Source organism: Shewanella pneumatophori (assembly GCF_023283895.1).
GTDB classification, from domain to species: Bacteria; Pseudomonadota; Gammaproteobacteria; order Enterobacterales; family Shewanellaceae; genus Shewanella; species Shewanella pneumatophori.
The window spans coordinates 1-11,892 of the sequence record NZ_JAKILB010000016.1; the positions used below are offsets into that span (position 1 = coordinate 1).

Genomic DNA, 11,892 nt, shown 5'->3' on the forward strand with positions numbered 1-11,892 from the left:
ACAATACAAAACGGGGTCATAGTTATAATAACTACATGACACCAACAGCAGCTGAGATGGCCGCGTAAATACGCATCCCCTGTTGGTGTACAGTTTTAGTTGACCACATCATTTCCCCATCGGAGTTGCCGAGGGTCATTGAAGATAAATCGTGTGAGCGAGTCATGGATGACCAGGTAACCTTAGTAGAGCCATGGATGGCGGTTCTGAGGCGATAGCGATTTTCGAAAATGACTGAGGGTCAACAACTTCGTCGGGGCGGCTGGGGAGATGCAAGAGGGGGTAGCTGTTGACCCCTTCTTGCCCGTGTGTGAGCTGGAAGCTCACGACTTTAGTCAGGCGTAGCCTGATATGTGGCAAAGCCACGACCCTTTACAAACGAAGTTTGGTTGCTAATAACAAGTCACCATTTCTACATTAAGCAAACCACCAAACTTTAGCTAAACTAAAATCAATACATAAAACAAAAGGATTTGTTTATGCCCATCGCCTGCGTCGCGACCCGTGCCAGTCATGGCGTCGAAGCTCCACCAGTACAAGTTGAAGTCCATCTAAGCAACGGTTTACCCGCATTTAATTTAGTTGGACTGCCCGAGGCTTCAGTCAAGGAAGCAAAAGAAAGAGTTCGCAGTGCTCTCATCAACGCGGGTTTTGAGTTTCCAATGCGCCGCATCACAGTAAACCTTGCTCCGGCAGATCTTCCTAAACAAGGCGGACGATACGACCTTCCTATTGCCATAGGCATCCTTGCGGCTTCAAAGCAAATTCCACTCGATTCAATTAAACATCATGAGTTTGTTGGTGAGCTGGCTCTTTCAGGACAAATTCGATTTTGTCAGGGACTACTGCCAGTTATTGTTGATGCCAGCAAGCAAAACAGCATTTTAGTATTGCCGACTGAAAACAGAGAAGATGCTGAATTAGTAGGATTTGAGCGAGTGCGCTTTGCCACGCACTTACACTCTTTAGCAGCATATTTACATGGTCAGTCTAGCCTACCAAGCATTGACCCCAGTTTAGAGTGGTTACAGCCTGATGATACAACCCAGCAATCTTGTATGAGTGAAGTTATTGGTCAGCATCAAGCTAAACAAGCATTAGAAATTGCCGCTGCAGGTAACCACAACTTACTAATGCTTGGGCCACCTGGCACAGGTAAAACTATGCTAGCTAGCCGAATAATGAAGTTACTTCCACGTCTTGCTTACAACGAAGCATTAGAGGTTGCAGCTATTCACTCCGTTGCAGGTCACAATATCAAACCGGTTAACTTCTATCAGCGACCCTTCCGTAGTCCACACCATACTTGCTCAGCAATTTCATTAGTAGGTGGCGGTGCACAACCAAAACCTGGCGAGATATCGCTTGCCCATCGTGGAGTGCTATTTCTTGATGAAGTTGCCGAATTTCCACGAAAAGTCTTAGATTGCTTACGCGAACCAATGGAAACTGGAGAGGTCAGTATTTCTCGTGCAGCAGCTAAACTTACTTTTTCTAGTCGTTTTCAATTGATAGCTGCAATGAATCCCAGCCCATGTGGTGATGCCGACAATGGTCGCTCAACACCAGAGCAGATCCAACGTTATTTATCTAAGCTATCAGGACCATTTCTAGACCGCTTTGATCTCACCATTGATGTGCCAAAATTACCTTTAGGTGTACTTAATAATCAGGATCACCAAGCAGAAACCAGTGATGAAATTGCCCAGCGAGTGAACTTAGCAAGAGAAAGACAGCTCGCTCGTTCAGGTGTGCTCAATTGCCAATTAAGTGGAAAACAATTAAAGCAAGACGGTAAATTTAATGACAAAGACTTACTGTTTTTAGAGCAAAGTGTTAATCAACTTGGTTTATCTGTGCGCAGTTACCATCGGCTACAAAGAGTTGCTAGAACCATTGCCGACTTAAAATTAGAGGCCAATGTTAGTCGTAGCCATATAGCCCAAGCACTGGGTTATCGTGCAATGGATAGATTGCTAACGTCACTCTCAAAGCAATAACTAGGTGGCCTCTATAAATCCATGCAGTTTTTAGCCTGCCCAGCAAAAAGCAGATTTGAATCACAGTGCAGCAAGGTATAGGTGCGACTTGAGTGCGGTTTTTGTCAGCTTGGCTCGTCACTAATGCGCCGATATAAATTTGGAATGAAATAAGTTGTTAATCCATGCACAAATAAGTTGTATCAAAGCCAAGATTGCAGTAAATTCCGCCCGCTTTATTAACTCGATGATATTGAAGTTGCAAACATTCGTTTACTTCGTACATACCTAAGTACTTATTTAGCGCTCGCTATATTGTGGATCTTCCTGATATTGGGAAGGTTAAATAGGCCTGTATTCTCCACGATGTATCTGTTTGATCGTCATCCCAGTTAGTGATTTATATGCTAGCGGCTATCATTTTATTTTAATTTTAAACTTACCTTTACTAACATGCCCAGCAAGTTCAAATATAATCAGCCTTACGCAATAAAGTCTTTCGCTACTGGACTAGTGTTCATCAGCTTATTAGTCATCTCAATGGCATTAAGTCATTATCAACTTGCTAGCCAGCTTACCGATGTTGCGATTAAGCTAGATTCTGAATATCAGCAAAGACTGAAAATCGCCAAAGCTCAAATGACTGCTATCCAAGTCATGCTGCAAGAAGAGCAGAAAAGCTATTGCTCTGAAGAAACTATCTCTTTGCTTAAAAATAAGCTCTTTAAACAAAGTAATTTACCTGTGCCTTGGGTTAGGTTTAATGATGAAAATATCATTTGCTCAGCTATCGGCCGCTGGCCTGTACCAGAAGGTGGCAGGCTATTAAGTAAAGATATCGATGGCCACGGACTTTTTGAGGGCATGGATGCACGCACTTTTAATAAACAAAAGACAATCTATGCTAGCGCAACAAATAGCAGCACCAAAGTCTTTGTTCCTGTGCAATCTATCCAAGAAATCACCCAGATACTTTCAAATTGTAATGTATGTGGCGGAATTTATGTTCATATCAATGGCATAGATTGGATCAACAATGATTATGAAAACGATGCATTTGTGCGTATTAACTACCAAGCTGAAAACTCCAATTTTAAGTACACCTTAACCGCTCATGAATCGGCGCGTAATCAACTATGGCTTACGATTTTTTTAATACTGCTTTTACCCACTGCAGCATTAGCTTGGTTAAGCTTCGTATGCAGAGAAGCTATTATTAAAGCCTATTGGCATCAAAAGTTTACTCGAGCATTAAAAAATGAAGCATTTCATTTGGCTTACCAGCCAATCATCGATACTGATAAAGCGCGGGTCTATAGTGTTGAAGCATTAATTAGATGGCGCAATAAAAATGGCAGTTATCGAGAAACCAACAGCTTTATTCGCTACCTTGAACAAGATCTGCTAATGCCAAAAATCACCAAATGGATGATTAAAACTGCGCTCAATGAAATGAAATCACTATTGATGAGTGAGCAGATCCAAAAGTGCAGCATTAACATTAGTGCTAAGCAAATCGAAGATGGTGAGCTACTCAGCTATTTACAACATTTAGCTAATAACGGTTATCCGTTAAACCGATTATGTTTTGAGCTAACTGAGCGGCAACCCATTTTATCTTGGCAAGCAATGCGGGATTTTATTGCAGGCTGTAAACAGCTAGGCTGCTTAGTGAAATTGGATGATGTTGGCACTGGATATGGTGGAGGGTTAGTTCTGCAGCAACTTGAATTCGACTACCTTAAAATTGATAAAGCCTTTATCAAGATACTTACAGAAGCTTCTAGCCAGCCTTTTTTACTGCGCTCGTATATTGCAATAGCGGAAGAAATGGATATTAAGCTCATTGCTGAAGGGGTAGAAACAACTGCTCAAGCAGAACACCTAAAACAACTTGGCATTCATTTACATCAGGGCTGGCTCTACTCAAAAGCTTTACCCGCTGATGAGTTAAGACGTTATATTCTTAATTTTTAAACTCCGTTTGCCCCGCTAATTGCGGGGCAAAAATTAGCGAGTACCTCCCAATTATCCAAACGCTCAGCCTCAAATTTTCGGAAAGTTTCAACATTTCCTCTACTGACTAGCAATAACAAATTAGTAAAAGCGCAAAATTTAACATCTAGATTGAGACAAATCCTGACAACTAGTACTATAGGTCTCCAAATTTTTTATTGAGGTTATGAATGGACGCAATAGTGTCATGCATAAGGGGCAGCTTGGCTTTTTGCTGTTATTTCATTAATACCCTATTTTGGGTCTTCCCTATTTTTATTATGAGCTTTTTTAAACTCATCCCCTTGTCAGTGACCCGTGTTATTTGCACCCACTTTCTCGATTTCTGTGCAAGCGCTTGGATTAGTATTAACAATATCATTGAAAATACCCTACACCCTTTTAAGCTGACTATTGAAGGCGATACTGAGCTGTCTACCAAAGAATGGTATATGGTTATCGCGAATCATCAGTCTTGGGTAGATATTCTCATTCTGCAACGCGTATTAAACCGAAAAATTCCCTTCTTAAAGTTTTTCCTTAAACAAGAGCTGATTTATGTACCGGTTCTCGGTTTAGCTTGGTGGGCTTTAGATTTTCCGTTTATGCGCCGCTACAGCAATGCTCAACTAAAACGCAACCCTAAACTACGCGGTAAAGATATCGAAATAACCCGGAAAGCTTGCGCTAAGTTCAAGAGTAAGCCCGTTAGTGTTATGAATTTTGTTGAAGGTACACGCTTTAATTCAATCAAACACAGTAAGCAAAGCTCCCCTTATAATCACTTATTAAAACCTAAAGCTGGCGGCATGGCTTTTGCGCTATCAGCCATGGGGGAACACATAGATAAGCTGGTTGATGTTTCAATCTTTTATCCAGGCAAAGTCCCCTCTTATTGGGATTTCATAAGTGGCCAAGTGAAAGAAGTAAAGGTACATATCCGGATTAGTAAGATTGGTGACGAGTTACGCGGTGACTATTTAAAAGATCGCCAGTTTAAGATCCACTTCCAAGAACAACTTAACCTCATTTGGCAGCAAAAAGACCAAGTGCTAACCGAGTTTGCACAGACAAACCATCGAGAAGAGGCATAAGCGCACAATGTTGAACTTTTTACCTGGTTCTATTTTATATTTTTTAAGCACCACCTTGCTGATAATTAACACTGTGATTTGGGCTTCATTAATAAGTGTGGGGGGCATCATTAAGTTACTGGTACCCTTCACCCCAGCTCGTAATGGTTTAACCCACATTATGAATCGCTTTATGTGGGCCTGGGCCACCTGTAATGGTGGGATATTGTATCTGCTTGCCGATATTGAATGGGATATCGAAGGACTAGATAACCTCGATAAAAACAGTTGGTACCTGTTGATCAGTAACCACTTAAGTGGTTTTGATATCGCGGCGCAAACTTACGTATTAAGAAACCACATTCCTATGCTGAAGTTCTTTTTAAAAAAAGAGCTGATGTATGTGCCCTTTTTAGGCCTAGGATGTTGGGCACTAGATATGCCGTTTATGACTCGTACCAGCCCTGCAAAATTAAAGAAAAACCCGAAACTAAAAGGTAAAGACTTAGATACAACTCGTCGAGCTTGTGAGAAGTTTCGCGGCATGCCAACTTCTATTATCAACTATGTTGAAGGCAGTCGTTTCACTGAAGATAAGCGGGTTCGTCAAGACTCTCCATATCGTTACTTATTACGACCAAAGGCGGGCGGAATTGCCTTTGCGCTATCAGCAATGGGGGAGCAGTTTACCAACCTATTGGATGTCACTGTGTTGTATCCAGAGGTCTTTAAAAAAGATGCGCTATACGAAGTGATGCATGGCCGCATGAAAAAGATTGTAGTTCGCGTAAAAGTGTTGCCTGTACCTGAAGTTGATAATAAACGTTATTTTTCAGAAGCAGCTTATCGTGTAGATTTCCAACGCTGGCTTAATGAGATTTGGGAAAGAAAAGATGAAGAGATCCATCAATTAATGCTCAAACATAATTCAGCAAGTTCAGATATTAATCAACAACATAATATTCACAGTAAGAGCTAACCAGCAGCTATCTAATAATTAACCAAAAAAGCAGCGAATACCGCTGCTTTTTATCTCCCTCAACAATAAACGTCAACAATCTGCCATATACCCCATCTAGTATAAAAAACTAAGCTACGCAGTAAGTACACAAACTTACTCCAACAAGAAACCAAATGGCACTCTTTAGTTCGACTAAATCTCCTCTGAAAAACACAATGAACATCACCAAACATACAGTTCGGTTTATAAGTCAAATGTTTGACTAGACTTAGTCAACTCTTACCTATACCTTACACTCGGAGTTAACACGATTTAACAAGGACAACACAAGTGTATCAGTTAGGTGAGTATTTAAATATATTAAAGGCGTTAGCCATAATATTAGTCGCTAGTGGGTGCACAAGTAGCCCGATGAGCCATTACATTGGCAATCAACCTATTGAAGTCAATAGCAGTGAAGTTGCTTTTTACTGGTTCCCCAAAAACAATTTGATTGATTGGCAAAATGTTGTCAGTCCCCAAAAGACTGCGCAACAAACTAAATCACCATACAAAATATCCTTTATCATTAATGAGGATGGATACATGAGCCAAGTTAATGTAACGAACACCATAAATGGCGAAACAATTGACGCTGAAGCTTTAAAACAATTTGAGGCATATCAATTTAATCCCGCACCTCAAAATTTCCAAAATCAAGCAGTAAAAGTCAGCACAACAGTAAGCCTTTAAACGTACTATTTACAGGCATAAAAAAGGCTCCTATTTAGGAGCCAATTTAGTATCTAAGTCAAGATCATACATGCACACGTTTAACGTGCTGCACCCAACCTTCAGGGCCTTGAAGCAGACCTTTTTGAATATCGGTTAACACTTTATAAATACGTTTTGTATGTTCACCTACATTACCGTCACCAACCGTTATTACCCGGTTATCCTCAAAGATATAAGAGCCAACTGGAGATACAACAGCTGCTGTACCAAAGCCGCCAGCTTCAATAATCTTACCGGATTCAATGTCGCTAATGAACTGGTCTAGCATGACTGTTTCCTGACGCACTTCACAGCCCAATAGCTCACCTAAATCAAGAATCGATTGCGAGGTAATCGACTTTAAAATAGTGTCGGTAAACTTAGGAATGATAATGCTGCCATCTTTAAGCACGTGGAAGTGGTTCATCGCTCCCACCTCTTCAATCTGCTTGTTATTCGCATCTAAATACAATACTTGAGCAGCACCATATTCAGCAGCAGCCTTACCCGCTTTTAGTGATGCCGCATAGTTACCAGCAGCTTTAGATGCGCCTGTACCGCCAGATACTGCACGGTGAAAACGCTCGCTAATCAGCAAACGAATCGCTTTATCAAAACCATCGCTATAATAAGGGCCACTTGGGCTTAACATTACGCAGAAAGTATATTGTTCACTTGGGCTTACAGATAAGCGATCTTCAGTGGCAAAAATAAACGGACGAATATAAAGGCATGCGCCCTCTTGCATCGGGAACCATAGACGATCAACATCGATCAATGCGTTAATCGCATCAATTTGCATTTGTTCAGGTAAGGCTGGAATACAAAGGATATCTGCTGAACGGTTAAGGCGCTCGGCATTTTTATCGATTCGGAAGGTATAAATTTCGCCATCATCATGCTGAAAAGCTTTAGCCCCTTCAAACACTGATTGACCATAATGCAGCGCGATTGCCCCCGGTGCCACTTCAAATGGACCATAAGGAACTATACGCGGATCACACCACTCACCATCTCGATAATCCATCAAAAACATGTGGTCTGTTCTGAGGTTGCCAAAACCAACATTCGTTGTAGGGTTAAACTGTTCGCTTCGGCGCTCTAACGCAGGTTTTAAATTATAAGTTATTTGCATTGTATACCACCTTGATTACTGACTGAGCAGCCTATCAGTGGTCATAAAAAAGTCAAGTAAAACGGGGGTTAGCTAAAGATCCATCAACTAAACTCGATGCTTTAAAGCAAACTCAATCAACTATTCTTTTCTACAGTCAAAACATTTACCGATAGCTAAACATGAGTCACAGCTACGAATATTTCCCCGACTTTTATCTAAGAAAACACTAATCTGCCCTGACAAACTCTGCATCATCTCCCGAGTAATGGGCTCACGCCATTGGTAATGATTCATTAAGCGACTGATATGCCTATAGCCAACATCATCATTTGCAATAAAGTATTGCTCATCCATTAGTCGACTTTCAAAAGACGAGGTTGCTCCAGCAAGAAAAAAGTAAAGCGCCTGACTTAAGTCATCAATTTCCAGCGAAGTGGCCTTTAGCTCGCCTTTTTTAACAGCCTCTTCTAAAGGACTTTTCACTCTACTCCAAAATAGGTTTACCCGACTCCTTAGAATCTCCACCTTCTCGGAACTCGCCAATTGCCAAAACATACTATTAATTGCCACAACTCTAAGAATATTAAAAATCGGACTGCGCTTTACCACTTCAAAAGTAAAGAGGATCGGTAGCACAGCTTGTTCTCGGATATTCAAATCAGGATTTTCATCAATAAACACCGGGATCTGGCTTGATGTAGTGTTCCTTAAGAATAGGCAAACCAATACATCTTCTTTTGACTCAAAATATTTATACAGAGTATTAGTTGAGCAGCCTGCACCTTTAGCTATTTGAGCGAACCGAAAAGATACAACCCCCTGTTCATCTATCAATTTTTCGGCTACATCTAACAATTGATTACAGCGAATAGCATCTAAATTTCTACCTGGGCACTGCATATAAACACTCTCTTTATTCTCTCTATACTTTTGATACTAATGAGAAATATCGATATAGATACTCAGAAGAAAGATTTTCTTGAAGGCATCCACAAAAAACTTTCTCCCCCAATATAAAGTGTGATTTGACGCATATTTGAGCGTCAGCCTCAAGCTTATTGTGTCTCCAAGCTAAATGGAGAATTAAAAATGCAAACAAGACGTTCATTTCTAAAATTCGGAGCTGGTGCAGCAGCAGTTGGTGCTTTTGCCCCTCTTACAGTCAATGCGCAATCATCAAACATAAAATGGGATGAAAGCCATGAAGTCGTTATCGTTGGATCTGGCTTTGCTGGCCTTGCAGCCGCAGTTGAAGCAGGCAAACTTGGTGCTAAAGATATTGTGGTTTTTGAAAAGTTAGGTGTGTACGGCGGCAACTCGACTCTAAATGCGGGTCAAGCCTGCTTTGCCGATACAGATTTACAACGCAAGCTCGGTATCAAAGACAGTGCTGAACTTATGGTAAAAGATCAACTTGCCTCCGGCCGAGGCTATGCTAGCGAAGAACTACTACGTCATAGCGCAGAACTCGGACCATATGTTTACCAACTAACTAAAGATTGTGGTTGTGTATATCGCGACCATATCATCAATACTGGTGGTACAAGCGCTACACGCAGTCACCAAGTGGTTGAACGCAGTGGCGCAGGCTTTATCCGACCTATGCTAAAAACAGCTCGTAGCTACGGCGTCAAAACTAAAACTCGCCACAAATTTGAAGGCTTGATTACCGCTGATGACGGCACGGTATTAGGGATTAAAGTACGTAAAGGCTATCACACAGATCATGAAGACTCAGGCAAACTAATTAATGTTAGAGCCGAAAAAGGTGTGCTTATCGCAACGGGCGGTTTCGCGGCAAACGTAGCATTCCGTCAAGCACTTGATCCAACACTGGGTGATGAAGTAGGCCACACTAATGCTCGTGGTGCTACTGGTGATGGACTTATTGCCATGCTAGCTGAAGGTGCAATGCCAATTCACTTAAGCTTTATTCAGTCTGGCCCTTGGGCGTCGCCTGATGAAGGCGGCTTTGGTTACGGCGCAGGTTTCTCTTTATACAACTTCCCGCACTCAATCGCTATTGACCGCAATACTGGCATGCGTTTTATGAATGAAACAGCAGACCGTAAGCATCGCGCAGATCTTGAGATCCAGCGTCGCGACAAAGATGGCAAGCCTAATCCGGCTCTACTTATTGCGCCTAAGCATGAAGCACAAAAAGACCCTTCAATGGAAAACGTACTTAAATACAACGTTGCCTGGGAATTCGATAGTGTTGAAGCAATCGCCAAACATTTTGACTTACCACTTAAGCCGCTTAAACAGCAAATTGAAGATTGGAATAAATACGTAAAAGCTGGCGATGATCCTCAATTTGGCAAGCGCATGGATATGAGTACAGGGATCTATATGACAGCGCCATTTATTGTGCAGCGATTATGGCCAAAGGTGCACTACTGCCAAGGCGGTATTCAAATCAACACCAAAGCTCAAGTAATTGCAGCCAAAAATGGTAAACCAATTCCTAATTTATATGCAGCAGGTGAAGTATCGGGTGGTGTGCATGGTGTAAGCCGACTTGGTGGTTGCTCTACCCCAGACTGCATGGCATTTGGTGTAACAGCAGCACGTTCGATGATGAAAGCATAAGGATACCGACATGAAACCAATGACAACTTTACTTGTGCTGGTATTTAGCAGCGTTATCGCCCTTTCAGCTCAAGCAAGAGATAAACGTGACTATCACGAAGCCCTATATGAAGAAGGCTGTAAATCTTGCCATGACCAAGGGTTAAAAAACTACCCTTCTGATGAGTCTTGCTTACAGTGCCACGATATGGGCGACCTAGCGGAGCAAACTAAACGCGAAGGTCATGAAGCGAAGCAAAATCCACATGACAGTATGCACTACGGCCAAGAAGCACCGTGTATGGAATGCCACGGCGAACATACTGAGAAACAAGCCATTTGTATGGATTGCCACAACTTTGAATATCCAAAGTTTAAGTAAGGCTTGATATAACAGATAGCGCAACAAGCCCAGAACTAATTTTGGGCTTGTTGATATTAAAGAAATTAAAATTTGAGCTAAAAACTTGCTTTAGCGTAAGCAAGTACTATTCGTATCAACACCTGTACATGCCAAGGCACTGCATGCGCTGCAGCTCATATGGTCACGGTAGTGTTTATCAAAAAAGCTTGAGCTTCTTTCTTCTAATGATTCAAACAACTCTGGAGTAATTGGTTTAACCCACTTGTACTGCGCCATTAATCTAGCCAAATGTCGGTAACAGGTCTCGCGACGGTTGGATAAATATTCAGGTGCAATCAGCTGACTTTCAAACTGGGTCAATGAACCGGTTAAGTAAAAGGTAATGCCTTGAACCAGCTCTTTAACTTGCAGCGGTGTGGCATCTAATTCCCCTCTTGCTACAGCCTCATTTAGTGATTCAGTAAACCAGCCCCAAAACGCATTGATACGCTTTTTAAAGCGTTCGACTTTTTCGTCACTCGCTAGCTGCCAAACCATAGTATTTACCGATACTGAACGTAGAGTAAAAAAGCTTTTACTGCGTTTAATCGTTTCAAATGTAAACAAAATGGGTAAGAGCACTTTTTCTTGCGCAGTTAAATCCGGATATTTGTTAATAAATATCGGCAAGTGATTAGAAGTGGCGCTGCGTAAAAACAAGCACACAAGTACATCTTCTTTGCGTTCGAAAAATTTGTATAACGTACCGGTAGAACAGCCCACTTCTTTTGCCAATTGAGAGAACTTGAACGACACAATACCCTGCGACTCAATAAGCTGCTCAGCCGCATCAAGTATTTGATTGCAGCGCATCATAGGCAGTGCATCAGTGGGACATTTCATTTATAACAACCTGTATTTCTAATTAGCGCAATTATGCGCTTTTAACAATTACAGATTATAGATAGCTCTTTCCTAATCGGGATTCACTTCACGCTAATCCTACTTTATTGGTAGCCTTTGTGAATTACGTCATATAAACATTACAGCAATAACTTGTAACTCTATTCTGAATCCATTCACATTTTCGAGAGACGTGC

The 11,892-nt window shown here is 41.5% G+C and carries 10 protein-coding genes; 7 read left to right on the forward strand and 3 right to left on the reverse strand.

Annotated elements, in window-relative coordinates:
* The first annotated feature begins 479 nt into the window (after positions 1-479).
* From L2740_RS18650 to L2740_RS18670, 5 genes are all read left to right on the forward strand, one after another.
* On the forward strand, positions 480-2,000 hold the full coding sequence (locus L2740_RS18650) for a YifB family Mg chelatase-like AAA ATPase (RefSeq protein ID WP_248951560.1): 1,521 nt from the start codon (positions 480-482) through the stop codon (positions 1,998-2,000).
* Between the two features lie 519 nt (positions 2,001-2,519).
* The gene (locus L2740_RS18655; protein WP_248951561.1) at positions 2,520-3,956 is read left to right on the forward strand and encodes an EAL domain-containing protein; all 1,437 of its coding nucleotides are present in this window, start codon (positions 2,520-2,522) and stop codon (positions 3,954-3,956) included.
* Positions 3,957-4,165: 209 nt separating this feature from the next.
* Entirely contained in the window at positions 4,166-5,068 is a 903-nt protein-coding gene (locus tag L2740_RS18660; protein ID WP_248951562.1) for an acyltransferase, read from the forward strand.
* A gap of 7 nt (positions 5,069-5,075) precedes the next feature.
* Complete coding sequence (locus L2740_RS18665; RefSeq protein WP_248951563.1) at positions 5,076-6,026, forward strand: acyltransferase; 951 nt, start codon at positions 5,076-5,078, stop codon at positions 6,024-6,026.
* Between the two features lie 312 nt (positions 6,027-6,338).
* Complete coding sequence (locus L2740_RS18670) at positions 6,339-6,740, forward strand: energy transducer TonB (RefSeq protein ID WP_248951564.1); 402 nt, start codon at positions 6,339-6,341, stop codon at positions 6,738-6,740.
* Positions 6,741-6,804: 64 nt separating this feature from the next.
* On the opposite strand, the gene L2740_RS18675 is transcribed toward L2740_RS18670, so the two are convergent.
* Both L2740_RS18675 and L2740_RS18680 read right to left on the reverse strand, forming a co-directional pair.
* Complete coding sequence (locus L2740_RS18675; protein WP_248951565.1) at positions 6,805-7,896, reverse strand: branched-chain amino acid aminotransferase; 1,092 nt, start codon at positions 7,894-7,896, stop codon at positions 6,805-6,807.
* A gap of 120 nt (positions 7,897-8,016) precedes the next feature.
* Positions 8,017-8,778: a TetR/AcrR family transcriptional regulator gene (locus L2740_RS18680; RefSeq protein WP_248951566.1), complete on the reverse strand. Its 762-nt coding sequence runs from the start codon at positions 8,776-8,778 to the stop codon at positions 8,017-8,019.
* A gap of 189 nt (positions 8,779-8,967) precedes the next feature.
* Here L2740_RS18680 and L2740_RS18685 point away from each other — a divergent pair, with 189 nt between their 5' ends.
* Together L2740_RS18685 and L2740_RS18690 are read left to right on the forward strand one after the other, a co-directional pair.
* A complete protein-coding gene (locus L2740_RS18685; protein ID WP_248951567.1) occupies positions 8,968-10,470 on the forward strand; it encodes a flavocytochrome c in 1,503 nt (500 codons plus the stop codon).
* Positions 10,471-10,480: 10 nt separating this feature from the next.
* Entirely contained in the window at positions 10,481-10,831 is a 351-nt protein-coding gene (locus tag L2740_RS18690; RefSeq protein WP_248951568.1) for a cytochrome c3 family protein, read from the forward strand.
* A 90-nt stretch (positions 10,832-10,921) separates the two neighbouring features.
* On the opposite strand, the gene L2740_RS18695 is transcribed toward L2740_RS18690, so the two are convergent.
* Positions 10,922-11,695, reverse strand: a complete 774-nt coding sequence (locus L2740_RS18695; protein WP_248951569.1) for a TetR/AcrR family transcriptional regulator — start codon at positions 11,693-11,695, stop codon at positions 10,922-10,924.
* Between the last annotated feature and the right edge of the window lie 197 nt (positions 11,696-11,892).

What these genes read in the sequence shown, in the direction of transcription:
- L2740_RS18650 (WP_248951560.1), top strand. Translation starts at nt 480, where the DNA reads ATGCCCATCGCCTGCGTCGCGACCCGTGCCAGTCATGGCGTCGAAGCT.
- L2740_RS18655 (WP_248951561.1), top strand. Translation starts at nt 2,520, where the DNA reads ATGGCATTAAGTCATTATCAACTTGCTAGCCAGCTTACCGATGTTGCG.
- L2740_RS18660 (WP_248951562.1), top strand. Translation starts at nt 4,166, where the DNA reads ATGGACGCAATAGTGTCATGCATAAGGGGCAGCTTGGCTTTTTGCTGT.
- L2740_RS18665 (WP_248951563.1), top strand. Translation starts at nt 5,076, where the DNA reads ATGTTGAACTTTTTACCTGGTTCTATTTTATATTTTTTAAGCACCACC.
- L2740_RS18675 (WP_248951565.1), bottom strand. Translation starts at nt 7,896, where the DNA reads ATGCAAATAACTTATAATTTAAAACCTGCGTTAGAGCGCCGAAGCGAA.
- L2740_RS18680 (WP_248951566.1), bottom strand. Translation starts at nt 8,778, where the DNA reads ATGCAGTGCCCAGGTAGAAATTTAGATGCTATTCGCTGTAATCAATTG.
- L2740_RS18685 (WP_248951567.1), top strand. Translation starts at nt 8,968, where the DNA reads ATGCAAACAAGACGTTCATTTCTAAAATTCGGAGCTGGTGCAGCAGCA.
- L2740_RS18690 (WP_248951568.1), top strand. Translation starts at nt 10,481, where the DNA reads ATGAAACCAATGACAACTTTACTTGTGCTGGTATTTAGCAGCGTTATC.
- L2740_RS18695 (WP_248951569.1), bottom strand. Translation starts at nt 11,695, where the DNA reads ATGAAATGTCCCACTGATGCACTGCCTATGATGCGCTGCAATCAAATA.